This window comes from Streptomyces sp. YJ-C3, assembly GCF_053891275.1.
In genome coordinates this window covers 8,319,876-8,342,878 of the sequence record NZ_CM132685.1, presented here as the reverse complement: position 1 = coordinate 8,342,878, position 23,003 = coordinate 8,319,876, and the positions used below count along the sequence as shown (strand labels likewise).

Annotated in this window: 20 protein-coding genes; 13 read left to right on the top strand and 7 right to left on the bottom strand. The window is 71.0% G+C overall.

Annotated features, from left to right (window positions below):
• The first annotated feature begins 37 nt into the window (after positions 1-37).
• The 4 genes from ACVHNB_RS37780 (at position 38) to ACVHNB_RS37765 (ending at position 4,001) form a co-directional block, all read left to right on the top strand.
• Positions 38-766 (top strand): response regulator transcription factor, encoded by a 729-nt coding sequence (locus ACVHNB_RS37780; protein ID WP_428954089.1) that lies wholly within the window; start codon positions 38-40, stop codon positions 764-766.
• Positions 763-2,220 carry a HAMP domain-containing sensor histidine kinase gene (locus tag ACVHNB_RS37775; protein ID WP_456226899.1) on the top strand — a complete coding sequence of 486 codons (1,458 nt, stop codon included), beginning with the start codon at positions 763-765 and terminating at the stop codon, positions 2,218-2,220. The genes ACVHNB_RS37780 and ACVHNB_RS37775 overlap by 4 nt, the downstream gene beginning before the upstream one ends.
• Positions 2,221-2,274: 54 nt before the next feature.
• Positions 2,275-3,141 carry an LLM class flavin-dependent oxidoreductase gene (locus tag ACVHNB_RS37770; protein WP_428954091.1) on the top strand — a complete coding sequence of 289 codons (867 nt, stop codon included), beginning with the start codon at positions 2,275-2,277 and terminating at the stop codon, positions 3,139-3,141.
• A 161-nt stretch (positions 3,142-3,302) separates the two neighbouring features.
• Positions 3,303-4,001 (top strand): hypothetical protein, encoded by a 699-nt coding sequence (locus tag ACVHNB_RS37765; RefSeq protein WP_428954092.1) that lies wholly within the window; start codon positions 3,303-3,305, stop codon positions 3,999-4,001.
• On the opposite strand, the gene ACVHNB_RS37760 is transcribed toward ACVHNB_RS37765, so the two are convergent.
• Together ACVHNB_RS37760 and ACVHNB_RS37755 are read right to left on the bottom strand one after the other, a co-directional pair.
• Complete coding sequence (locus tag ACVHNB_RS37760) at positions 3,970-7,479, bottom strand: glycosyltransferase (RefSeq protein WP_456226898.1); 3,510 nt, start codon at positions 7,477-7,479, stop codon at positions 3,970-3,972. The two genes, ACVHNB_RS37765 and ACVHNB_RS37760, sit on opposite strands and share 32 nt — an antisense overlap.
• A gap of 149 nt (positions 7,480-7,628) precedes the next feature.
• Positions 7,629-8,219, bottom strand: coding sequence for a hypothetical protein (locus ACVHNB_RS37755; RefSeq protein ID WP_428954094.1), 591 nt, complete (start codon positions 8,217-8,219; stop codon positions 7,629-7,631).
• Between the two features lie 250 nt (positions 8,220-8,469).
• Here ACVHNB_RS37755 and hemL point away from each other — a divergent pair, with 250 nt between their 5' ends.
• The 8 genes from hemL to ACVHNB_RS37715 all read left to right on the top strand — a co-directional run bounded on the left by hemL (position 8,470) and on the right by ACVHNB_RS37715 (position 16,818).
• Positions 8,470-9,795, top strand: coding sequence for a glutamate-1-semialdehyde 2,1-aminomutase (hemL, locus tag ACVHNB_RS37750; protein ID WP_428954095.1), 1,326 nt, complete (start codon positions 8,470-8,472; stop codon positions 9,793-9,795).
• On the top strand, positions 9,792-10,499 hold the full coding sequence (locus tag ACVHNB_RS37745; RefSeq protein ID WP_456226897.1) for a histidine phosphatase family protein: 708 nt from the start codon (positions 9,792-9,794) through the stop codon (positions 10,497-10,499). The genes hemL and ACVHNB_RS37745 overlap by 4 nt, the downstream gene beginning before the upstream one ends.
• A gap of 164 nt (positions 10,500-10,663) precedes the next feature.
• Positions 10,664-11,914, top strand: a complete 1,251-nt coding sequence (locus tag ACVHNB_RS37740) for a hypothetical protein (RefSeq protein ID WP_456226896.1) — start codon at positions 10,664-10,666, stop codon at positions 11,912-11,914.
• Positions 11,915-11,980: 66 nt separating this feature from the next.
• Positions 11,981-12,601, top strand: coding sequence for a TlpA family protein disulfide reductase (locus ACVHNB_RS37735; protein WP_456226895.1), 621 nt, complete (start codon positions 11,981-11,983; stop codon positions 12,599-12,601).
• A gap of 6 nt (positions 12,602-12,607) precedes the next feature.
• A complete protein-coding gene (locus tag ACVHNB_RS37730) occupies positions 12,608-13,372 on the top strand; it encodes a cytochrome c biogenesis CcdA family protein (protein WP_456226894.1) in 765 nt (254 codons plus the stop codon).
• A 3-nt stretch (positions 13,373-13,375) separates the two neighbouring features.
• On the top strand, positions 13,376-15,097 hold the full coding sequence (gene resB, locus ACVHNB_RS37725) for a cytochrome c biogenesis protein ResB (RefSeq protein ID WP_456226893.1): 1,722 nt from the start codon (positions 13,376-13,378) through the stop codon (positions 15,095-15,097).
• Positions 15,094-16,185 carry a c-type cytochrome biogenesis protein CcsB gene (gene ccsB, locus ACVHNB_RS37720; RefSeq protein ID WP_456226892.1) on the top strand — a complete coding sequence of 364 codons (1,092 nt, stop codon included), beginning with the start codon at positions 15,094-15,096 and terminating at the stop codon, positions 16,183-16,185. Before resB ends, ccsB begins: the two co-directional genes overlap by 4 nt.
• A 126-nt stretch (positions 16,186-16,311) precedes the next feature.
• Positions 16,312-16,818 (top strand): SRPBCC domain-containing protein, encoded by a 507-nt coding sequence (locus tag ACVHNB_RS37715; RefSeq protein ID WP_428954102.1) that lies wholly within the window; start codon positions 16,312-16,314, stop codon positions 16,816-16,818.
• Here the strand turns inward: ACVHNB_RS37715 and ACVHNB_RS37710 are convergent.
• Positions 16,805-17,782 carry an isopenicillin N synthase family dioxygenase gene (locus ACVHNB_RS37710; RefSeq protein ID WP_428954103.1) on the bottom strand — a complete coding sequence of 326 codons (978 nt, stop codon included), beginning with the start codon at positions 17,780-17,782 and terminating at the stop codon, positions 16,805-16,807. The genes ACVHNB_RS37715 and ACVHNB_RS37710 overlap by 14 nt on opposite strands.
• A gap of 110 nt (positions 17,783-17,892) precedes the next feature.
• On the opposite strand from ACVHNB_RS37710, the gene ACVHNB_RS37705 reads away from it, so the two are divergent.
• Positions 17,893-19,173, top strand: coding sequence for a PucR family transcriptional regulator (locus tag ACVHNB_RS37705; RefSeq protein WP_428954104.1), 1,281 nt, complete (start codon positions 17,893-17,895; stop codon positions 19,171-19,173).
• Here the strand turns inward: ACVHNB_RS37705 and ACVHNB_RS37700 are convergent.
• The 4 genes from ACVHNB_RS37700 to ACVHNB_RS37685 all read right to left on the bottom strand — a co-directional run bounded on the left by ACVHNB_RS37700 (position 19,122) and on the right by ACVHNB_RS37685 (position 22,989).
• A complete protein-coding gene (locus ACVHNB_RS37700) occupies positions 19,122-19,715 on the bottom strand; it encodes a TetR/AcrR family transcriptional regulator (RefSeq protein ID WP_428954105.1) in 594 nt (197 codons plus the stop codon). The two genes, ACVHNB_RS37705 and ACVHNB_RS37700, sit on opposite strands and share 52 nt — an antisense overlap.
• A 289-nt stretch (positions 19,716-20,004) precedes the next feature.
• Entirely contained in the window at positions 20,005-20,973 is a 969-nt protein-coding gene (locus ACVHNB_RS37695; protein ID WP_456226891.1) for a quinone oxidoreductase family protein, read from the bottom strand.
• Positions 20,974-21,021: 48 nt separating this feature from the next.
• The gene (locus tag ACVHNB_RS37690) at positions 21,022-22,428 is read right to left on the bottom strand and encodes a purine-cytosine permease family protein (protein ID WP_456226890.1); all 1,407 of its coding nucleotides are present in this window, start codon (positions 22,426-22,428) and stop codon (positions 21,022-21,024) included.
• A 93-nt stretch (positions 22,429-22,521) separates the two neighbouring features.
• Positions 22,522-22,989: a nucleoside deaminase gene (locus ACVHNB_RS37685; RefSeq protein WP_456226889.1), complete on the bottom strand. Its 468-nt coding sequence runs from the start codon at positions 22,987-22,989 to the stop codon at positions 22,522-22,524.
• Between the last annotated feature and the right edge of the window lie 14 nt (positions 22,990-23,003).

Sequence of the window (23,003 nt, the reverse complement as noted above, 5' to 3'; positions counted from 1 at the left end):
GGCGATGCGCCCAGGTGGCGGGGGCACACTGGGCAGCGTGCCGCAATCTGCCCCCGCCTCTTCGCCGCCCGCTCCCACCGTGCTGCTCGCCGAGGACGACCGCGCGATCCGCAACGCCCTGGCGCGCGCCCTGACCCTGGAGGGCTACGTCGTCACGGCCGTCGCCGACGGCGTCGAGGCGATCGCCGCCGCGCACCGGGCGACGCCCGACGTCCTCGTGCTCGACGTGATGATGCCGGGCATCGACGGCCTGCAGGTCTGCCGGGTGCTGCGCGCCGAGGGCGACCGCACGCCGATCCTGATGCTGACCGCGCTGGTGGAGACGCCGGACCGGATCGCGGGCCTGGACGCGGGCGCCGACGACTACGTGGTGAAGCCGTTCGACGTGGAGGAGGTCTTCGCGCGGCTGCGGGCCCTGCTGCGCCGCGCGGCCCCGGCCGAACCCGCGGCCGGACCCGCCGACGGCGGCCAGGTCACCGCCGCCGATCTGCGGATCGACCCGGGTGCCCGGCGCGCCTGGCGCGGCCCGCGCGAGCTGGAGCTGACCCGCACCGAGTTCGACCTGCTGGAACTGCTCGCCCGCAACTGCGGCATCGTCCTCGACCACGCCACGATCTACGACCGCATCTGGGGCTACGACTTCGGGCCCGGCTCGAAGAACCTGGCCGTCTACGTCGGCTACCTGCGCAGGAAGGTCGACGAACCGGACGGGGTGCCGCTGATCCACACGGTGCGGGGCGTGGGCTACGTCCTGAGGGAAGGGTGAGCCCGAGCGCCGCCGGGCACGCATCCGCACCCGCACGGCACCGGCGCACCCCCCAGAGCCTGCGCGCCAAACTGGCCGTCTCCTTCGCGGCGGTCGCCGCGGGCGTGACCGCCCTGGTCGGATTCCTGTCCTACGACGCGGCGGCGCGGCTCGTCCGCGTCGACCAGCAGGCCGTCTTCGGCGAGGTCGTCCACGATCTGCGCCAGCAGGTGGGCCGGCAGCGGCTCGCCCCCGGCGACTTCACCTCGGGCGACCCGGACCACGACGGCCCGCGCGACGACCTGACCCGCCCGGCCGGGACCGTCGTCCAGGTCCTCGGTCCGCGCGGCGCGGTCCTGGACCGGGGCAACCCGGCCCTCCCGGTCGACACAGCGGCCCGCCGCACCGCGGACGCGACGGCCGCCGGCACGGTCGTCGAGGACGACGACGTGGAGATCCACGACGACGCGTACCGCATGGCCACCGTCGCGCTCGGCGGCGGGCGCGGGGCGGTGCAGGTCGCGCAGGAGTTCAGCGACACCGAGGACCTGCTGCGGGAGCTGCAGAAGCGGACGGTGCTGTTCGCCGGGGCGGTCGTGGTCGCCGCGGGCCTGTTCGGCTGGTGGCTGGCGCGTCGCGTCACCTCCCGCCTCGTACGTCTCGCGGAGACCGCCGAGGTCGTCGCGTCCACCGGCCGGCTCGATGTCGCGGTGCCGGTGGCGGGCGGCGACGAGGTGGGCAGCCTGGGCCGCTCCTTCGACCGGATGCTGGGCCGCCTGGCCCGCTCCGTGGAGGACCAGCGGCGCCTCGTCCAGGACGCGGGCCACGAACTCCGTACGCCGCTGACCTCGCTGAGGACGAACATCTCGCTGCTGCGCCGCATCGAGGAACTGCCGCCCGCGGCCCGCGAGGAACTCGTCGCCGACCTGGCCGAGGAGTCCCGCGAACTGACCGACCTGGTCAATGAGCTGGTGGACCTCGCGGCCGGCAAGGAGGACGACGAACCGGTCGTGGAGGTGGCCCTGGCGGAGACCGCCGAGGACGTCGCGGCACTGGCCCGCCGCCGCACCGGGCGCACCGTCACCGTCCGCGCCGAGGGCGACACGGCCATCGCGGGCCGCCCCGCCCAGCTCCAGCGGGCCCTGACCAACCTCGTGGAGAACGCCGCCAAGTTCGACGCGGCAGGCACCGCCCCCATCGAGATCGCCGTCACCCGGACCTCCGGCGGCGTCCGCGTGGAGGTCCTGGACCGCGGCCCCGGCCTCGACGAGGGCGACATGGACCGCGTCTTCGACCGCTTCTACCGGGCCCCCGCGGCCCGCAGCCTGCCCGGCTCGGGCCTCGGCCTGTCGATCGTGCGGGAGGTCGCGGCCGGGCACGACGGGGTGCCGTTCGCGGCGCGACGGGCGGGCGGGGGAGCGGTGATCGGGTTCACGGTGAAGGGGGCCGGCCGGCCCGCCGGGTGCGGTGACTGACCCGCGCCGTCAATTCACTGGCCGCCCCCGCCCGGGCCCGGCAGCATGCCGTCCATGCGCTTCTCGATCAACATCCCGAACTTCGGTGACTTCGCCGACGCCCGCACCGTCGCCCGCACGGCCGTCGCCGCCGAACAGGCGGGCTGGGACGGCCTGTTCGTGTGGGACCACGTCGTGCACGACAAGCGGGAGCAGCGCGGCAAGCCGTTCGGCGACCCGTGGATGCTGCTCACCGCGGCCGCGCTCGCCACGTCGCGGCTGAAGGTGGGCCCGCTCGTGGCAGCCGTGCCCCGCTACCGGCCCGAGCAACTCGCCCGCCAGGTCGCCACGTTGGACGCGCTCAGCGGCGGCCGGGTGATCCTCGGCGCGGGGCTGGGCGGGCCCGCCGACGACGAGTACGGCAGCTTCGGCGACACCGTCGACCGGGTCGTGCACGCCGAACGGCTCGACGAATCACTGGAGTTGCTCACCCGGTACTGGACCGGCGAGCGCGTCGACCACGACGGCGCCCACTACCGCGTGCACGAGACGGCCCTGCTGCCCGCCACCGTCCAGCGGCCGCGCCCGCCGGTGTGGATCGGCGGCTTCTGGCCGCACCGCCGCCCCATGCGCCGCGCGGCCCGCTGGGACGGCGCCGTCCCGCTGTTCACCACCGCCCTGCACGGTGTCCCGCCGCGCCCTGACGAACTGGCGGAGGCCGTCGCGTACGTGACGGAGCACCGGGAGGCCCCCGACGCCCCCTTCGAGATCGTCGTCGGCGGCGTCAGCCCGTCCGGCAAGGCCGGGGCCCTCGACCTCATCGGCCCGCTCGCCGACGCGGGCGCCACCTGGTGGGACGAGCGGCAACTGCAGACCGGCGGCACCGTCGACTCGTACGAGGCCGTGCTGCGACGCGTCGAGGCGGGGCCGCCGCGGCTGTGACCCCATGGCGGCGATGTCGTGGACCGGGTGTCTGCACCGTGCAAGGGCGGGCGCTTGCCGGTCTGGTGATGAGCTGGGCTGCCTGTGAGAATGGCTCCGCGAAGATTCTGCTGAAGGGGGACACGATTCAGTCGGCACTCGCGAACATAGCCTTGGGGCTGGTGACCAGTCTGCTCGGCGCTGCGTTCGTCTGGCTCCGGGCACGGGCGAAACGACTGCGGGTCGTGAACCGGCAGGCGGCCTTCTTCGGCGTACGACCCGGGCAGACCTGCCTGATGGTGCTGGGCAGCAAGTACAACTCGCCCGGCAGCGCGCATTACCGGGATGTCCGAGCCGCAATGGAACTGGCCCTTCTCGCCAGTGAGTTGGGATGCCATGTCGAGCTGGAGCCCGGTACCTTCCGCGGAGGCAACGGCAATCGGACGGAGTTCTGCGTCGGTGGCCCGTCCGGCGACTCCAATCCCCGTACGGGGGGACACCTGGCCACGCATCTGCCCGGGGTGACCGTTCATCCTTACGACGACACGCGGCCCGACTCCGTGGCCATCGAAGTCGGCGGGGAGAAGTTCCTGTTCGACCGAGGCAATCAGGAGTACGCGCTCGTCGCGAAGTTCACTCCTGCCGAGTCCACCGGGCCCGTGTTCCTCGTGTCCGGACAGAGTTCCGTGGCGAACCTCGCCGCGATCCACTTCCTGCGTCGTGAGTATGCGCAGGTGGCGAAGCGGCTGAGATCGGTGGAGCGCTTCTGTCTCCTTGTCCGGGTCTCAGGCATCGGAACCTACGAGCACCACCGGGCAGAACTGGAGCGGGAGGTGTCCGACGCCGCCTTCAGGGCTGTGACGAGAGCTCAGTTCGGCTGAGCGGCGCTTCCATGAGGACCACTTCAGCTGCCTGGGCCCACCGTATTCGCTCGGCGAGGAGGGTGCGCAGGTGCGCAGCCTGGTCGAAGGCGGCGGCACGGTTCGTCAGGCTGCGCCAGACGGCGCGAGCCCACGCCTGCGTGTCCTTGGCTTCGTCGCCCGACACCTCGACCACGAACTGTCCGGCGTGCTCAGGTCCGAGAGTCTCATGCAGGAGATCCGCCAGCCCGCTCTCCGAGCTGACCAGGACCGGGATTCCCCGTGTGATGGCCTCGAGGCCGACGAGCCCGAAGCCCTCCTGCCGGGACGGCATGAGGACCAAGGAGGCGCTGTCCAGGTCGTCGTCGATACGGTCCTGCTCCGCGGTGTAGACCCGGATCACAGTGTCCAGCTGAGGGTGTACCCGACGCATCTGTGTCCGGGCTCGGTCCGCATCTGTGACAGGAGCGCCACGTACGAGGAGTCGTATGCCGCGCCGGACACCTTCCGCACGCAGCCAGTCGTCGGCCTGGGCGCAGGCTGCTGCGGCGAGGTCGAGGCCCTTGAGCTGTGCGTCGTCGACGCGGCCCAGGAGCAGTACACGTGAGGGGCTTCCCGGGGGTGGAGCCCTGTCGACATCCGGTTCCGGTGAGTCGAACCCCGGATCTATTCTCTGGGGAGGCTTGCCGACCGAGGTTCTGAACTCGGCGAGGAACTCCTGGTGCAGTCTGGGACCGACAGCGAAGACGCGGTGCGCGCTTCTGCCCAACCGCCTTTCGATGCGGGTGCGGTCCTCGGCACGCAGGGCCGCGTCATTGGTGCGGTCGGGCTTGTACCACTCGATGGTGTCCGGGGCCATGTGCAGGAAATGCAGACGGCGGGCGGTGGGATAGAAGTCCTCGGCCAGCTTCTGCGCGGCGGGTCCGGTGATCCGGCCGTGGCCGAGAATGAGGTCGGGCGACACCCCGTCGGGCAGATTCGGACGGCTGCTGAGGCGTACGTCCTCGGATTCCCCCGGCCTGACGGGCCTGGGAAGCAGCGTGACGTTGGCCTCCTCGGCCGCGTCGTGCTCCGCAGCGGTCGCGTGAAGCACGACACAGAAGACCCGGGCTCCGGCGGCGGACAGTGCCCGACACAGATCGCGGTTGAACGTGCTCAGTCCGCCGTTGGCGGAGGCCCACTCGGTGGCGACGGAGAGCACCACAGGGCCCTGGCCCGGACGTGTCGTCGTGGCGCGCTCCTCCTCGGCCGACCGCTGAGCAGGTGCCTCTGCTGGTGGCATCCGTGATCCGTGCTCACTGTTCTGGCTGTGATCCGGATCCGGCGATGGCGTGGACGTGACGCCGATGATGGCGCTGGCCCGCTGCACCGCCTCGACCAGGTCGACGTCCGTCTCCTCGTGCAAGGTCGTGCCGCCGTCGGCGGAGGGCAGGAGCAGGAAGCCGAGGAGGTGGTTGCGTAGCGATATGGGGGCCAACTCCGCTGCGGCTCGCGAGAGTTCCGCGGCCGCTTCGTCCCGGTCGCCGCCGGTGAGGTGGGCCATGGCGGCGTTGTAGTGACACAGCGCACGGGCGTACGCGTCGTCGGCGAGACTCAGCGCTCTGCGGGACCAAGCGAGCGCGTCCTCGTGCCCCGTGGCCACACTCAGGTACATCAGGCAGTTGGCGGCGTCCCAGTCCGGCTCCAGGTCGAACGAGGACTGGAAGCGGGCCCGCGCACGGGCCACATCGCCCGCTCGATAGGCGTTCATCGCGGCCGTGCGGTGGTTGATCGCCAGCTCGGACCGAAGCCGCCCTGTCGCCTTCAGGAACCAGTTCTCCGCCGGCCACGTCCGCAGCGGTACGCGTACGGGCTCGGCAGTGAGCGTGCCACCGAGTGCCGCCACCTGGTCGACTGCTGCCCGGAAAAAGTCCGTCTCGGACAGTGAGAAGCCGTCGGTGTCCGGGGTGCAGAGCCATCGCTCCACGGTGTGGTTCTGGTAGGTGCAGGTCACCGTGGTGATGTCGAGAGCCTGAGGCTCACCCGCGTTGAGGATCGAGTAGTGGAGGAAATCGATCTCCGGGATGGAGTCCGGCCCGGCGTCGGGCAGTTTCTCCAGAGCGTTCAGGCTCGCTTCCAGATGCTTGGCGCTGAACTGGTAGCAGCACGTCGGGAAGATGCGCGCAGGATGGATGTCCACGATGTCGTGGAGCAGGCCGAGGAGCCTGTTGAGCAGCATGGCCCGCACGCTGGCCTGGCTGATGGCCTGCGAGTGCCGAGGGGTCCCGAGAGTTTCGGCCGACCAGAGTCGGCAGTAGACCTCGTCGAACAACTCCGAGTCGTCGGCCAGCGTGACGGTGTCCTCATCCTTGAGGATGCCCTGATCGACGAGGGACTGCCTGCACTGAGTGAATTCCTCGTATGTGATCTCCGGCCGCCCGACCATGCCGTAAGCGAACCAGGCCTCGTCGGGCGTCGCGTGTCCCAGGGCCGATGTGAGCACGTTGAAGGCGATGAGCTCGTTCCGGCTCATTGCTCGTACCGCGCGGATCAGCGGACGGTCGAGGACGTCGCGATCACCCCGCTCCATACGGAATTTGATCCCTGCGAGGACTTCGGGGCTGAGCTCCATGTACTGCGTGAGGCCGCGCTGCATTCGGGCGAACATCTCGTGGCAGTACAACTGAATCGCGTAGGGGTTGCCATCGGTGAGTCGTCTCAGTGAAGACACCAGGTTGGCGGAGAGCAGGCCGCCGTAGAGTCCGGCGTTCCGCAGCGGACGCGCCACACACTCCTCGACGTCCGTCTCCTCGACGAAGCCTTTGACCTCGATCTCCCTGAACTGCCGGAGAATCTGCGAGTGCACCTCTTTGATGCGCTCGATCAGCCCGGACGTACCTGCGAGCACGAGGACCAGTCCGTCGACCCGCGTGGTGAGGAAGCGCAGGACGGACAGGGATCGGCTGTCGTCGGCGATCAGTTGTGCCTCGTCCACGAGCAGCGCGATCGGGTGGCCGAGGAGATCGATGAAGAAGGAGAGATCGTCGCGGAGCGCTGTGTCCGGCACACGGCCCTCGGCGCCGGCGAGCGCGATCGCCTCCGGGAATTGCAGCGGGGGCACGGTCGAGGCGTCCGCCACGCCTGCCATGACACGGCGCACCGCTGCTACGTCGAAGTCGACGGGATTGCCCGCACGGTCGGCCTCCGCCAGGACGGCCAGCACCAGTTCCTCGTAGATTTTGCGGAAGAAGGCGATCGGCTCGCCATCGCCCTCGATCAGTTCCACCCGCGCTGTGGTCAGCCCGCGTGTGGTGGCCATCCGCTCGGCGGCATAGAGAAGACTCGTCTTGCCTGCTGCCCGCCGGCCGTGCAGGACGACACAGATCGACGGCATGCCGACTTGGGCCTGACTCAGCTCCTCTTCGATGGCGGCCGCTTCTTCGGAGCGCCCGGCGAAGGTGGCGGCGTCACGCACGGGGTGCCGGTAGTTGTATGGATTGCGCACCTGGGAAATGTCCACGGGCCCCCCTCGCCTCGTGTCGATCGTACGATCTGCACAGTGCCCGACGGGAGTGTTTCGGTTCCCGTCAGTGCCGGAGAGGGGTGGGTGACCCGGACGCGCTCGACTTCCGCGGGGGCATCACGGGTTCCGCGCTGTGGCCCTCGCGGTCACGGCCAGACCAGGCAGTAGGGCTGGTGCCCCGCCTCGTGCAGCCGGTGCGAGAAGTCCTGCCACTCGTGCAGGAGCTGGTACACGTTGAACGCGTCGCGCGGGCCGCCGCGGTCGGGGACCGTGGACCAGATGAACGCCGCGGCGCCGACGGACTCCTCGCCGACCCCGCGCAGCGGGTCGACGACCGTCATCGGCAGCTTCACGACCGCGTAGTCGGGGTGCAGGACGACGAGCTCCAGCGGGGGGACCTTGTGCAGGGGTATGCCCTCGATGCCGGTGAGGACCATCGCGGCCATCGTCTCCGGCTTGATCTTGGTGAACATGCCGCCCATGCCCAGCTCGTCGCCGCCGAGCTCCTCGGGACGCATGGAGATCGGGACGCGGGCCGCCGTCGCGCCGTCGGGCGCGCCGAAGTACTTGTACGTCACCCCCACCCGGCCACCATTCCCGCTGTCCCCGCCGCCTGTCGCTCTCTGGACCCGTGCCGCCGTGTCGTCGTGACTCTCGCGCCGGTGCTTCCCCCGCCGGGCACGCCGGGGGCCCAGGTCGTCGGTCCCCTCACCCAGTCCGCCGCCACCGCGATGCATATCTCCACCCGACTGCTGTTCTCAGGGCGCCAGGCCCTTTTCTAGGCCGCGCGACCGCCGACGCGCAACCCGATCATCGTGTCAGTGACCTCCCCCACGGTCACCCGCCGAAACGTCCGAGTGAAACAACTGCGCGAGTGGTCGGCCCCCGGCGCCGTACAGATGCAGTACAGCTTCCTGACAGCCCGAGTCTAGGGCGCCCGGGGTCCGCGCGAGGGGGCCTCGGGAAGCGGGCCGTACGCTGAGAGGCATGGCAGAGGCGAACTACACCCCCTATCCCTATGAGGCACCCGTTTCGCAGGGGCTCTTCGACCGTGCGGCCGTGGTCACGCCCGGTGGCGTGAACTCTCCGGTGCGCGCGTTCCGAGCCGTGGGCGGTACGCCCCGTTTCATGGTGTCCGGTACCGGTCCGTATCTGACGGACGCCGACGGACGCGAGTACGTCGACCTCGTGTGCTCGTGGGGGCCGATGATCCTCGGCCATTCCCACCCCGAGGTCATCGCGGCCGTGCAGGAGGCCGTCGCCCGCGGCACCTCCTTCGGTACGCCGGGTGAGGGCGAGGTCGCGCTCGCCGAGGAGATCGTCGACCGGATCGCCCCGGTCGAGCAGGTGCGCCTGGTGTCCTCCGGCACCGAGGCGACCATGTCCGCGATCCGGCTCGCCCGCGGCTTCACCGGCCGCGCCAAGGTGATCAAGTTCGCCGGCTGCTACCACGGGCACGTCGACGCTCTGCTCGCCGCCGCCGGCTCCGGCGTCGCCACCTTCGGCCTGCCGGACACCCCGGGTGTCACCGGCGCCCAGGCCGGCGACACGATCGTCCTGCCGTACAACGACATCGAGGCCGTGCGTGCCGCGTTCGCCGCGCATCCCGGCGAGATCGCCTGTGTCATCACCGAGGCCTCGCCCGGCAACATGGGCGTCGTGCCGCCGCGCGACGGCTTCAACGCCGGGCTGAAGGCGGTGTGCCAGGAGAACGGCGCGCTGTACATCTCCGACGAGGTGATGACCGGCTTCCGTACGTCGAAGGCCGGCTGGTTCGGTGTCGACGGTGTGGTGCCCGACCTGATGACCTTCGGCAAGGTCATGGGCGGCGGCTTCCCGGCCGCCGCGTTCGGCGGGCGTGCCGACGTCATGGCATACCTCGCCCCGGCCGGCCCGGTCTACCAGGCGGGCACCCTGTCCGGGAACCCGATCGCCACCGCGGCCGGTCTCGCCCAGCTGCGCCTGCTCGACGACGCCGCGTACGGAGTCGTCGACGCGGTCAGCGAGCAGCTGCGCGCCCTCGTCACCGAGGCGCTCACCAAGGAGGGCGTCGCGCACCGCGTGCAGAACGCCTCCAACATGTTCTCCGTCTTCTTCACCGAGGACGAGGTACGGAACTACGACGACGCCAAGGCGCAGGAGTCCTTCCGCTTCACCGGCTTCTTCCACTCGATGCTGGCGCAGGGCGTGTACCTCCCGCCGTCGGCCTTCGAATCCTGGTTCGTCTCGACCGCCCACGACGAGCGGGCGGTCGAGCGCATCGCCGCCGCGCTCCCGGCTGCCGCGCGCGCGGCTGCGGAGGCCACGGCATGAGCACCACGTCCCCCAAGTCCGACAGCGACATCACCGTCGTCCACCTCATGCGTCACGGTGAGGTGCACAACCCGGAGGGGATCCTGTACGGGCGGCTGCCCGACTACCACCTCTCCGAGCTGGGGCGGCAGATGGCCGACCGGGTCGCCGAGCACCTGTCCTCCCGCGACGTCACGCATGTCGTCGCCTCCCCGCTGGAGCGGGCGCAGGAGACGGCGACGCCGATCGCCAAGGCGCACGGCCTGGACCTGGGCAGCGACGAGCGGCTGATCGAGGCGGGCAACGTCTTCCAGGGCAAGACCTTCGGCGTCGGCGACGGCGCGCTGAAGAACCCGGAGAACTGGAAGCACCTCGTCAACCCGTTCAAGCCGTCGTGGGGCGAGCCCTACGTTGAGCAGGTCGTACGGATGATGGGCGCGCTGGACGCCGCCAAGGACGCGGCGCGCGGCCACGAGGCGGTGTGCGTCAGCCACCAGCTGCCGATCTGGATCGTGCGCAGCTTCGTCGAGAAGCGGCGGCTGTGGCACGACCCGCGCAAGCGGCAGTGCACGCTCGCCTCGCTGACCACGTTCACGTACCGGGGCGACAAGATCGTCTCGGTCGGCTACACCGAGCCCGCGCGCGATCTCGTCCCGGCCCATCTCCTCGCGGGGGCCAAGCCGGTGAAGAGCGGTCAGGGCGGCGGCAAGGCGTTCGGCGCCTGAGCCCCACGGGCCCGGGGTGGAGGCCGCCGTCAACCGGCGGCCTTCACTTCTCCCCCACCAAACCACCGCAAATACCCACGACTCATCGGAACCCGCGTGTTCGTCGCGCCCTCTAACCGGGTGCCCATCGTGAATGGGTGCACGGTGCGAGGAATGGGGACGGAATGCGGGATGTCAGTCGTAGGGGACTTATCGGCCTGGGAGCCGGGGCAGCGGCCGCTGTGGCGCTCGCCGGGTGCGGATCGGGCCACGCTCCGACTGTCTCGCCCGGCAAGCAGGGCCACCCGGGCGCGCCGAAGCGGCCGGCCGACCAGCCCATCGGGGACGGCTCGACCTCGTACACCGGCAAGCAGCCGCACCAGCCCGCCGCGCCCGAGCGGCTCGAACCGGGGCAGAAGCCGCCGCAGTTCGTGATCTTCTCCTGGGACGGCGCGGGCGAAGTCGGCAACGGCCTCTTCCCGCGCTTCCTCAAGCTCGCCGAGGACCACGGCGCGCACATGACCTTCTTCCTGTCGGGCCTGTATCTGCTGCCCGAGTCGAAGAAGCGGCTCTACCACGGGCCGAACAACGCGGTCGGCGCCTCCGACATCGGCTACCTCACCGATGACCACATCAAGGAGACGCTCAAGTACACGCGCCGGGCCTGGCTCGACGGGCACGAGATCGGCACGCACTTCAACGGGCACTTCTGTGCCGGCACCGGCACCGTCGCCAACTGGACGTCCGCGCAGTGGCGCAGCGAGATCGACCAGGCCAAGTCCTTCGTGAAGCAGTGGCGGACGAACACGGGCTGGCACGACCTGCCCTCGCTGCCCTTCGACTACGACAAGGAACTCGTCGGCGGCCGCACGCCCTGTCTGCTCGGCCAGAGCAGCCTGCTGCCCACCGCCCGCGAGCTCGGCTGGCGCTACGACGCGTCCTCGCCCGGCGGCCGGCAGCGCTGGCCGGACAAGAAGCAGGGGGTGTGGGACCTGCCGCTGCAGGCCATCCCGTTCCCGGGGCGCAGCTTCGAGGTCCTGTCGATGGACTACAACATGCTGGCCAACCAGTCCCTGAACTCCACGAACGCGCCCTCGTACAACTATCCGGGCTGGCGCAAGCAGTCCACCGAGGCGTACATCTCCGGCTTCAAGCGGGCGTACGAGACGAACCGGGCGCCGTTCTTCATCGGCAACCACTTCGAGCAGTGGAACGGCGGCATCTACATGGACGCCGTCGAGGAAGCGCTCAAGCACATCGCCGCGACCGCCGAGAAGCACAGCGACGTCCGCCTCGTCTCCTTCCGGCAGTACGTCGACTGGATGGACGCGCAGGACCCGCAGGTGCTCGCGAAGCTCCGGACGCTCGACGTCGGCCAGCGCCCCGCCGAAGGCTGGCGGAACTTCCTCGCGAAGAGGTCGGCAAACCCCTCCTGAAATGGGATTTTCCCTCCTTGAGGGGGGTGCGGAAGATCCCCTAAACAGACATGCGAAACTTTTCACATGAGTGCCGCCTGCCGCGCCCCGCGCAACTCCGCGACCACGCGCCGCGCCGCCCAGCTGACCGTAGGAGCCGCCATCCTGGCCCTCGCGCTGACGGCGTGCGGCTCCGGTGGCACCTCCGGCGGCGGCGGCAACACCAACTTCGTGACCAGCTCCGCAGGCGTCGCCACGGTCAAGAAGGGCGAGCGGCACAACGCCCCCGACCTGACCGGCGAGGACCTGGAGGGCAAGCGCATCGACCTCGCCGACTACAAGGGCAAGGTCGTCGTGCTGAACGTCTGGGGCTCCTGGTGCCCGCCCTGCCGCGCCGAGGCGCCGAACTTCGTGAAGGTCGCCAAGGCCACCGAGGACAAGGGCGTCCAGTTCATCGGCATCAACACCCGGGACACCAGCACCAGCCCGGCCAAGGAGTTCGAGAAGAGCTTCAAGGTCACCTACCCGAGCTTCTACGACCCGACCGGCAAGCTGCTCCTGAAGTTCGAGAAGGGCACGCTCAACCCGCAGGCCATCCCGTCCACGATCGTCGTCGACCGGGACGGGAAGATCGCCGCACGCTCGCTGAAGCCGCTCAGCGAGTCCAGCCTGCGCGAGCTGGTCGACCCGGTCGTCGTGGAGAAGTGAGCGACGGTGAGCTCCTCCCTCGTCACTCTCGCCGCCGGTGACACCGTCACGGACGGCGCGCTCCTCCTCGCCGTCCCGATCGCGCTCATCGGCGGACTCGTCTCCTTCTTCTCGCCCTGCGTGCTGCCGCTCGTCCCCGGCTACCTCTCCTACGTGACCGGGATCACCGGCACCGACCTCATGGAGCAGAAGCGCGGCCGGATGGCGGCCGGCGCCGGCCTGTTCGTCCTCGGGTTCACCGCCGTGTTCGTCTCCGGCGGCGCCCTGTTCGGCTACTTCGGGTCCACGCTCCTCGACTACCAGGACATCCTGACCAAGGTCCTCGGTGTCCTCATGGTCCTCATGGGGATCTTCTTCCTGGGCCTGATGCCCTGGATGACCCAGCGTGAGTTCCGCTTCCACAAGCGGCCCGTGACCGGTCTCGCCGGGGCCCCGCTGCTGGGCGCCCTGTTCGGCATCGGCTGGACCCCGTGCATCGGCCCCACGCTCGCCTCGGTGAACACTCTGGCCATCAACCAGGGGAGCGCCGGGCGCGGGGCCATACTGATGGCCGCCTACTGCCTGGGCCTCGGCCTGCCCTTCGTGCTCGCCGCCATCGCCTTCCGCAAGGCACTCGGCGCGTTCAGCTGGGTCAAGCAGCACTACACGTGGGTGATGCGCATCGGCGGCATCATGATGATCCTGACCGGGATCCTTCTCCTCACGGGCGCGTGGGACGCCCTCGTGGGGCAGATGCGGACCTGGTCCACCGGCTTCCAGGTGGGAATCTGACCTATGAGCAAGACGAACGCCCCGGAAAGCTCGGAGCCGACGGAGCAGGAGGCCGCGGCCCAGCTGAGCACGGCGCCCCTGGAGGACCGCTCCCCGAACCTGCCCAAGCTCGGCGTCATCGGCTGGGTCCGCTGGTTCTGGCGGCAGCTCACCTCGATGCGGGTCGCCCTGATCCTGCTGTTCCTGCTGTCGCTCGGCGCGATCCCCGGCTCGCTGATCCCGCAGTCCGGCACGGACCCGCTCAAGGTCACCGACTTCCAGAAGGCGCACACCACGCTCGGGCCGATCTACGAGAAGCTCGGCCTCTTCCACGTCTACAGCTCGGTGTGGTTCTCCGCGATCTACATCCTGCTGTTCGTCTCGCTCATCGGCTGCATCATCCCGCGCACCTGGCAGTTCGTCGGCCAGCTCCGCGGCCGGCCGCCGGGCGCCCCCAAGCGCCTGACCCGGCTGCCCGCGTACGCGACGTGGCGCTCCGAGGCCGACCCCGAGCAGGTGCGCGCCGCCGCCCTCACGATCCTCAAGAAGCGCCGCTACCGCGCCCACCTCGCGGGCGACGCGGTGGCCGCCGAGAAGGGCTATCTGCGCGAGGTCGGCAACCTGGCCTTCCACCTGGCGCTGATCGTGATGCTGATCGCCTTCGCCTGGGGCCAGCTCTTCAAGTTCGAGGGCGGCAAGCTCGTCGTCGAGGGCGACGGATTCTCCAACGTGCTCCCGCAGTACGACGACTTCAAGTCCGGCAACCTCTTCGACAGCGACCGCGACCTGTCGCCGTTCAGCTTCACGCTCGACAAGTTCACCGCGACCTACGCGCGCACCGGCCCGGAGAAGGGCACCCCCCGCACCTTCCGCGCCGACGTCAGCTACAGCGAGGGCTCCGACGGCAGGACCAATAAGACGTCGATCAAGTCCAACCACCCGCTGGACATCGACGGCACCAAGATCTTCCTCAACGGTCACGGCTACGCCGTCGGCGTCACCGTCCGCGACGGCAAGGGCAAGGTCGTCTCGCAGCAGTCCGTGCCGATGCTGCCCCTCGACTCCAACATCTCGTCGCAGGGCGCGATCAAGGTGATGGACGGCTACCGCAACGCCAAGGGCGAGAAGGAACAGCTCGGCTTCAACGCCTGGTTCGTGCCGACGTTCGCGGGCGCGGGCAAGGGCACGATGTTCTCCCAGTTCCCGGCGCTCGACTTCCCCGTCCTCGCGCTCAACGCCTCGCACGGCGACCTCGGCGTGGACGCGGGCCTGCCGCAGAACGTGTACCAACTGGACAGCTCCCATCTCAAGCAGTTCAAGGACTCCAAGGGCAAGGCGCTGAAGGCGCGTCTGCTGCCGGGCGAGACGATGAAGCTCCCGAACGGGGCGGGCTCCATCACCTTCGACAAGGACATCAAGGAATGGGTCACCTTCCAGATCTCCCACCAGCCCGGTGACACCTGGGCGCTCGGCGGTGCCGTCGCCGCGATCTTCGGCCTGGCCGGCTCGCTGTTCATCCAGCGCCGCCGCGTCTGGGTCCGTGCCGTCGAAGGCCCCGACGGGGTGACCGTCGTCGAGATGGCCGGTCTCGGCCGCAGCGAGTCCGCGAAGCTCCCCGAGGAACTGGGCGATCTGGTGGGCCTGCTGCACACCGAGGCGCCCAGCGCCCCCGAACCTCCTGAGCATTCCGAGTCTTCCTCCGAAACACCCACCGCTGTTCCTGCCGCCGAAGGGGCTGAGAAGTGACTCTCGCCGCCGCAACCAACGAGAACCTGGCGCACACCAGTAACGTCCTCATCTACTCGTCCATGGCCGTGTACCTGCTGGCGTTCTTCGCGAACATGGCCGAGTGGATCTTCGGCAGCCGCAGCAAGGTCGGCCGCACCGCCGCCGCCCTCACCGGCAAGGGCGAGGAGGCCGGGGTCGCCTCCTCGGTGAAGATCCAGGTCAAGCAGAAGAACGGGGGCACCGCCGTCCTGGAGCGCCCGCAGGTCGTCACCCGGGCCGCCGCGGGCGCCCGCGACGTACCGGACGGGCCCGGCGCCTCCGGCGGTGACGAGCAGGGCGACCTCTACGGCCGTATCGCCATCTCTCTCACGGCGCTCGGCTTCCTCGTCGAATTCGGCGGTGTCCTCACCCGCGCGCTCTCCGTGGAGCGCGCCCCGTGGGGCAACATGTACGAGTTCAACATCACCTTCTCCACCGTCGCCGTCGGCGTGTACCTCGCGCTGCTCGCGCTGAAGAAGAACGTCCGCTGGCTCGGCCTGCCCCTGGTCACCACGGTCCTCCTCGACCTCGGCCTCGCTGTCACTGTCTTGTACACCGCCAGCGACCAGTTGGTTCCCGCTCTTCACTCGTACTGGCTGTACATCCACGTCTCGACGGCGATCTTCTGCGGCGCGGTCTTCTACGTCGGCGCGGTCGGCACGATCCTGTACCTCTTCAAGGACTCCTACGAGAACAAGCTCGCGAACGGCGGCAAGCCCGGCCGGTTCGCGACGTCCGTCATGGAGCGGCTGCCCGCCTCGCAGTCCCTCGACAAGTTCTCCTACCGCGTCAACGCGGCGGTCTTCCCGCTGTGGACGTTCACGATCATCGCGGGCGCCATCTGGGCCGGCGACGCGTGGGGCCGCTACTGGGGCTGGGACCCCAAGGAGACCTGGTCGTTCATCACCTGGGTCGCCTACGCCTGCTACCTGCACGCCCGCGCGACCGCCGGCTGGAAGGGCCGCAAGGCCGCCTACCTGGCGCTGATCGCCTTCGGCTGCTGGCTGTTCAACTACTACGGCGTGAACATCTTCGTCACCGGCAAGCACTCCTACGCCGGGGTGTAGCCGCAGGCGACGGTCCGCCCACGAGGCCGGTTCCCCCCGATCCACGCCGGGGGAGCCGGCCTTCGCCGTACTCCGACACCCCCGGCAAAGCCCGCCGCGCCGCACCGCATGCGCAACGCTGGAGCCATGACCGACGACGACACCACCATCGAGCCCGGCACCAGCCGCACCGAAGGCACCACCCGCACCCTGCATTTCACGCTGGACCTGCCCCACCCCGTCGAAGCGGTGTGGCGGGCCGTCGCCACCCCGGACGGCCTGGCCGGATGGCTCGCGGCAGCCGACGCGCTGGAGCCCCGGCTCGGCGGCGCCGTCACCCTGCGCTGGCTCAACGGCGGCGGCGCGCACCGGGGCCGGGTCACCGCCTGGGACGTGGAGCGCGTCGCGGAGTACACCCTCGACGGGCTGCACGGCCGGATGCGGTTCCACCTGGAGCCGGACACGACGCTGCGCTTCACGAACGAGTTCGACGGCGACGACGCGCTGCGCCTGGACTGCCTGGCCGGCTGGCACGACCACTTCCTGTGCCTGCGCGACGCGCTGGACGGGCGGCCCATGACCCCGGACGGCTGGGCGGCATGGACGCCCGACCGCTGGCAGCGGCTCCGGGACGCGTACGTCAGCCGACCGTGATCGCGTCCAGCTTGCCGCGCAGGTACACGTGGCTGTCGACGGGCTCGTACGCGACCCGCCCCTTCGGCGCGGGCACCGGCTCGACGGTCGTGCACGGGTCGCACTCGTAGAAGTAGACGAGCGACATCAGCTCCTCGGCGGGCGCGTCCGCCGGGGGCGGCAGGACGCGGTGGCGCCCGGAGCGCCAGCGGTCGCCCGTCCAGCGCGCCATCAGATCGCCGATGTTGATGGTGAACGCCGCCGGGTCGTAGGGCGCGTCCTCCCAGCCGCCCTCGTCGGTGAAGACCTGGAGCCCGCCCTTGCCGGCCTGCCGGTCGAGCACGGTGACCGTGCCGAAGTCGGTGTGCGGGCCGATGCGGAACTGGCCGGGCTCCGGTGCGCCGACGACCTCCGTGCCCGGGTACCAGTTGATGTTGAAGCCCCAGGTGGGGCGCGTGGTGTGGCGGGTGAAGAAGTCGGCGGGCTCGTCCAGGGCGACGGCGAGGAGTTCGAGCAGCTGGTCGGAGAGGGTCCGCATCGCCGCCAGGTACGTCTCGACGAGGTCGCGCAGCTCGGGCGACTCGGCGGGGAAGACGTTCTCGCCGGACCACTCGGCGTGCACCGCCGGGTCGTCGAAGGCCGTGGCGGTGGCGAAGGAGAGGGACTCCTTCAGGTCGGGCGGTGTCTCGGTGCCCTCCGCGTACCCGTTGGCCTCGGCGCCGGGGCCCAGCCAGCCGCGGCCGCCCACCTTCACCGCGTACGGCTCCTTCACGGACGCGGGCCGCCGGAAGAAGGCGCGGGCCGCGTCCCGGATCCGGGTCCGCAGCGCCGGGTCCACGCCGTGGCCGGTGACCAGCAGGAACCCCGCGGTGCGCAGGGCGGCGTCGACGGTCGCGGCGATCTCGGCGCGGGCCTCGCGGTCGCCGGACAGCCAGGGCCGCAGATCGATGGTGGGGATGCGGGGCGTACCCGGGGAAGCGGTCATGCCGTCCACTCTCGCGGCGCGGAAACACCGGGGCAACGTGCGCACCGTACTCTCCGGGCAGCCCTCACCCCGACGGAATGTCCGCCGCTCCGCGCGCCCCGGGAGGCCCCGTGCCCGCTCTCACGCTCCGCGAGATCCTGGACCTCGACGTCGTCGCCGACGCCTCGCCCGAACTCCTCGCGGGGGAGTCGGGCCTTGACCGGCCGGTGCGCTGGGTGCACTCCAGCGAGGTGTACGAGGGCGCGAACTTCCTGGACGGCGGGGAGCTGCTCCTCACGAACGGGTTCGCGTTCCTCGGCGCCGACGCGGGGGCGCTGCGGCGGTACGTGCGGGAGCTGACGGCCCGGGGCGCGGCCGGGCTCGCCGTGGAGGTGGGCCGGTCGCTGGAGCGGATGCCGCGCGAAGTGGTGGACTCGGCGCGGGAGTTGGGCTTTCCCCTGGTGGCGCTGCGGCGCGTCGTGCCGTTCGTGCGGATCGCGGAGGCCGCCAACCGGGCCATCGTCACGCACGGTCTCGCCTCCCGTGCGACGGCGCTGCCCCGGGCCGCCGACCACGGGGCCGCGCTGCTCGCCGACCTCGTCGACCGCGGGGCCCTCAACCAGCCCGAGGTGGCGGCCCGTTCGGCGCTCGCCGGATTCCGGCCCGGCCCCGGCGCGCGGCTCGTCGGCGTCTCGGTGCACGGCCCGCACGGCGCGGCGCTCGCGGCGGTGGAGCGGGCCGCGGGCCGCGGCGCGCTGCGCGCGGCGTTCCCCGGCGACGTACTGGCGCTGGCCGTGCCGCCGCCCGGCCGCGACGCGGTCCGGGCGGTGCAGGCCGCCTTCCGCGCGGTGGCCGGACCCGGGCTCACCGTCGCGGTCGGCCCGGCCGTGGGCGCGGACGACGGCTGGCTGCGCTGGAGCGACACCCTGCGCGCGGCCCGGACGACGCTGGAGCTGGCCCTGACGGTGCCCGCGGCCGAACCGGCCTACGGCGAGGGCCCGTTGGTGACCTCGGCGCGGGCCCTGGCGCTGGAGCGGGAGCTGACACGCGGCGGCGTCGAGGCCAACCGGGAGCGGCTGACCCGGCTCGCCGACCAGGTCCTTCGCCCGCTCCTGAAGTGGCAGGCGACGCACGGCGGCGACCTGGTGCGCACCCTGGAGGTGCATCTGCGGCACGGCTGCAGTCCCACGCGCACGGCCGCGCTGCTGCACATCGGCCGGCAGTCCCTCTACCAGCGCCTGGAGCGCATCGAGTCGCTGCTCGGGCTCGAGGTCGGGGACCCGGAGCCGCTCGGCGAGCTGCTCACGGCGGCCTGCGCGCTGCGCGTGGTGACGGCCCGGGACCAGGGCGCGGCGGGGGCTCAGGGCGTGAGTGAGCGCCAGATCCTGTCGGGCAGGACCCGCGCGGCCTGATCGAGGTCGATGTCGCCGACCCCGGCGAGCCAGCTGCGCGCGACCCCGATGACCGGGCCGAGGATCAGCGACTCGACCAGGGCGTCGGGCAGCGGGGCGATCTCGCCCGACGCGACGTGCCGCCGGATCCAGCCGGTCAGCGGCGACAGCCGGGCCTCCTGTGCGTCCCGCAGCTGCCGGGCCTCGGCCATGGCCAGCTGGTCGGCGCGCGAGGAGTGCAACAGCCGTGCCGCGTCCGGGTGTTCCTTGATGAACGCCAGATAGGTCCGGGCCAGGGCGCGGACACCGGTGCGGGCGCTGCGTGCGCGGGTGACGGCGCCGCCCAACTCGCCCACGAGACGGCCCAGCCAGCGCATCAGCAGCGCGTTCATCAGCCCGTCGACGCTGCCGAAGTGGTGGTACAGGCTGCCGGGACTGACTCCGCTCGCCGTCGTCAGGGCGCTCACCGTGATGCCCTGCTCGCCCGCGTCGGCGTACAGGAGCAAGGCGGAGTCGAGGAGGCGGTCGGCTGTCTCCGCGCCGCGCTGCTGCTTGGGGCTCATGGTGACAGCCAGCGTAGAACACCGAGTTCCGTTCGTGGTTTCTGTATTCAGATTCTAGAAAATCACTCCAGTTCTTGGCCTGTACGGGTCACACTGATCACCGTGTCCGAACACCCGATACCTTCCGCGCCGCACAGGGGCGGGCTCCGGGTCCATGTCGGCCGAGGCCGTCGAGCGGCACAGGGGACCGCTCGACGGCGGCCGAACTGGGCGAAGGAACAGGGGAGTTCGTCACTCCGGCGCGGCGCGGGTGCCGGAGGGGACACCCGCGCCGCCCGTCTCCAGGTCCTCAGGCCGCCACCCGCAGCAACAGCTTCCCCGTGCTGGTCCGCGACCCCATCACCCGATGGGCCTCCGCGGCCTGCGACAGGGCGAACTCGCCGGTGACGGGGAGCTCCACGCCGGGGACCGCGAAGGCCCGCTCCGCGAGGGCCCGCAGCTCGGCGGGCGCCGTCTTCGCCAGGGTGAGGATCGAGAAGCCGCCCACCGACAGCGCCGTCGGGTACAGCTCGGCCTGGCCCGCCTGCCAGGCCGGGGCGGACGAGGCGTTGCCGAAGGAGACGGCCCGGCCGAACACCGCCAGCGCCCCGAGCGTCTCGCGGAACGTGTCGCCGCCGACCGGGTCGAGCGCCAGATCGACACCCCGGCCACCGGTCAACTCCCTGAGGGAGGAGCCGAACCCGTCGGCCAGGACCACCTCGTCGTACCCGTGCTTACGGGCGTACTCGGCCTTGGCCGCACTCGACACCACCCCGTACACGGCCCCGGCGCCCGCGGCCCGCGCCAGCTGCCCGGCCACCGTGCCGACCCCGCCCGCCGCGCCCTGCACGAGGACGCTCTCGCCGGCCCGCAGCCGCCCCACCGCGTGCAGCAGGGCGTACGCCGTCGGCAGCACGGTCGGCAGCGTCGCGGCCGTGCGCAGGGAGAGCCCGGCCGGCAGCGGGAAGACGGTGACGGCGTCGGCGACGGCCACCTCCGCGTACGTCCCGCCCTCGGTGAGCGCGGCCACCTCCTGGCCGACGGTGAGCCCCTCGACCCCGGGGCCCAGGGCGCGGATCCGGCCCGACATCTCCAGGCCGGGGACGAACGGCAGCGCCGCCACCCGGTAGCCCTCGGAACGTGCCTTGAGGTCGGCGAAGTTCACCCCGGCGTACGCCACGTCGACGGTCACCTGCCCGGGCCCCGGCTCGGGGACGTCCACCTCCGCCGTCGTCAGGACCTCGGGGCCGCCGTACTCGCCGAACCGCACCGCACGCATGGCGCACGCCTCCCGTCAGAGTGTTCGTCGGGCGACGAACAGCCGTGCTCAGACTGTACGACGGGAAGCGAACACCCGGCAAGTGATCGCGTACACGGCGGCGCTCACCACGAACCCGGCCACGCACGTCACGTCGCCGAGCGCGGGCCAGCGCCCGGGCGCCCATCCGACGTACTTCTCCTGGTTCGAGAAGAGCGGTACGGACACCGCGACGCCCACCAACAGGGCGGTGAATCCGGGCCAGTTGGCGAAACCGGGGTTCGTCAGGCGTCCCGCCAGTTCGGTGTCGGGGGTCCTCGCCGAGCGCCACCGCTCCATGAGGACGACGCCCAGCCACGGCCCGATCCAGTAGGCGATCACCAGCAGGAACGCCTCGTACGCGTGGCCCGCGTCCGCCAGCGACGACCAGGCCGCCGCCGTCCCCGCCGTGCCCGAGACCACTACGAGCGTGCTGCGTCCCAGCCAGGACGGCAGCCGCAGGCCGAGCGAGGTGACCGACATGGCGGACGAGTAGATGTTGAGGGCGTTCGCCGAGACCGCGCCCAGGATGATGGCGAGCAGTACCAAGTGGGCCAGCCAGGACGGGAGATGGCCGGTGAACGCGGCCGTCGGGGTCGCGCTCGCGGGCGCCGCGATCGTCGCGGAGGCCGCCCCGGTCAAGGACACCGCCGACACCGAGAGGAACAGGCCGAGCGCCGGGTAGGCGACCGTGCGCAGCTGGTTCGCCGTGCGCGGCAGATAGCGCGAGTAGTCCGAGGCGTTCGGGTTCCAGCCCGCCGCGTAGCCCCACGCCGAGCTGAACGCGAGGAGGAAACCGCCGATGCCGCCCCCGCCGCCCGGCGCCGAGAGATCGGCCTTCCCGAAGGTCCACACGCCCGCCAGCAGGAACACCACCGCGAGGGCCGGGAACGCGTACTTCTCGAAGGCGTGCACGAAGTTGTGGCCGATGAAGCCGATCGCGATCTCGGCCGCGACGACCAGGAGGAGGGAGGGCAGGGGGCGCAGCCCCGTGAGGGTGTTGAGCGCGAAGGCGGCGCTGACGCTGTTCACGGCGAACCAGCCGACGCCCGCCACCAGCGCGTTGACCGTCGAGGGCAGCGCGTTGCCCCGGTACCCGAAGGCGAGCCGCCCGATCGCCATCTGCGGGACGCCGAACCGCGGCCCGTCCAGCGAGAGGATCCCCTGCGTCAGCGCGCCGAGCGCGGTGCCGAGCAGCAGCGCCGCGGCGGCCTGCCAGAAACTCAGACCGAAGAAGAGGACCGAGATCACGCCGATGTAGACGGTCGCGAACTCGATGTTGGGCGAGGCCCAGGTCCACAGCAACTGCCGTGGACTGCCGTGCCGTTCGGCCTCGGGGATCGGCTCGGACCCCGCCGCCTCGACGGCGATGACCTTGTCGCCGTACGCGGGGGCGGGCGGAGCGGCGCTGGTGCTGCTGGGGGAGGCGGTCGTCATGCCCCCTGAGTGTCCGGGCGGCGGCGGGCGCCGCCCAGGGGCGCGGTGTCCGTTTCAGGGGGCGTGACGACGTACAGCCTGTACGCCGGCCGGCTACTCGCCGATGTCCCCGATGTCCCCGATGTCTTCGTGCCACAGTTCCGGCTTCGCGGCGATGAAGTCCTCCATCATGCCGACGCACTCGGGATCGTCAAGGAGCACGATCTCGACGCCGTGCTCGGCCAGCCAGTCGTGCCCGCCGTGGAAAGTGCGGGCCTCGCCGATGATCACGCGGGAGATGCCGAACTGCCGCACCAGGCCCGAGCAGTACCAGCAGGGGCTGAGCGTGGTCACCATCGTGGTGCCCTTGTACGAGCGCTGCCGTCCGGCGTTGCGGAACGCGTCGGTCTCGCCGTGCACCGACGGGTCCGCGTCCTGCACACGCCGGTTGTGACCGCGGCCGAGGACCTTGCCGTCGGCCGAGTACAGGGCGCCGCCGATCGGGATGCCGCCCTCGGCGAGAGAGGCCTTCGCCTCCTCGACTGCGGTGGCGAGCCAGGTGCGGGCGAGATCGAGTTCCATGACGTACGAGCCTT

Bases quoted from the DNA above. Each gene is read 5' to 3' on its own strand.
- ACVHNB_RS37710 (WP_428954103.1), bottom strand. From the start codon at position 17,782: ATGACCGCTTCCCCGGGTACGCCCCGCATCCCCACCATCGATCTGCGG.
- ACVHNB_RS37755 (WP_428954094.1), bottom strand. From the start codon at position 8,219: ATGCATCGCGGTGGCGGCGGACTGGGTGAGGGGACCGACGACCTGGGC.
- ACVHNB_RS37740 (WP_456226896.1), top strand. From the start codon at position 10,664: ATGCGGGATGTCAGTCGTAGGGGACTTATCGGCCTGGGAGCCGGGGCA.
- ACVHNB_RS37690 (WP_456226890.1), bottom strand. From the start codon at position 22,428: ATGACGACCGCCTCCCCCAGCAGCACCAGCGCCGCTCCGCCCGCCCCC.
- ACVHNB_RS37700 (WP_428954105.1), bottom strand. From the start codon at position 19,715: ATGAGCCCCAAGCAGCAGCGCGGCGCGGAGACAGCCGACCGCCTCCTC.
- resB (WP_456226893.1), top strand. From the start codon at position 13,376: ATGAGCAAGACGAACGCCCCGGAAAGCTCGGAGCCGACGGAGCAGGAG.
- ACVHNB_RS37735 (WP_456226895.1), top strand. From the start codon at position 11,981: ATGAGTGCCGCCTGCCGCGCCCCGCGCAACTCCGCGACCACGCGCCGC.
- ACVHNB_RS37770 (WP_428954091.1), top strand. From the start codon at position 2,275: ATGCGCTTCTCGATCAACATCCCGAACTTCGGTGACTTCGCCGACGCC.
- hemL (WP_428954095.1), top strand. From the start codon at position 8,470: ATGGCAGAGGCGAACTACACCCCCTATCCCTATGAGGCACCCGTTTCG.
- ACVHNB_RS37695 (WP_456226891.1), bottom strand. From the start codon at position 20,973: ATGCGTGCGGTGCGGTTCGGCGAGTACGGCGGCCCCGAGGTCCTGACG.
- ACVHNB_RS37715 (WP_428954102.1), top strand. From the start codon at position 16,312: ATGACCGACGACGACACCACCATCGAGCCCGGCACCAGCCGCACCGAA.
- ACVHNB_RS37745 (WP_456226897.1), top strand. From the start codon at position 9,792: ATGAGCACCACGTCCCCCAAGTCCGACAGCGACATCACCGTCGTCCAC.
- ACVHNB_RS37685 (WP_456226889.1), bottom strand. From the start codon at position 22,989: ATGGAACTCGATCTCGCCCGCACCTGGCTCGCCACCGCAGTCGAGGAG.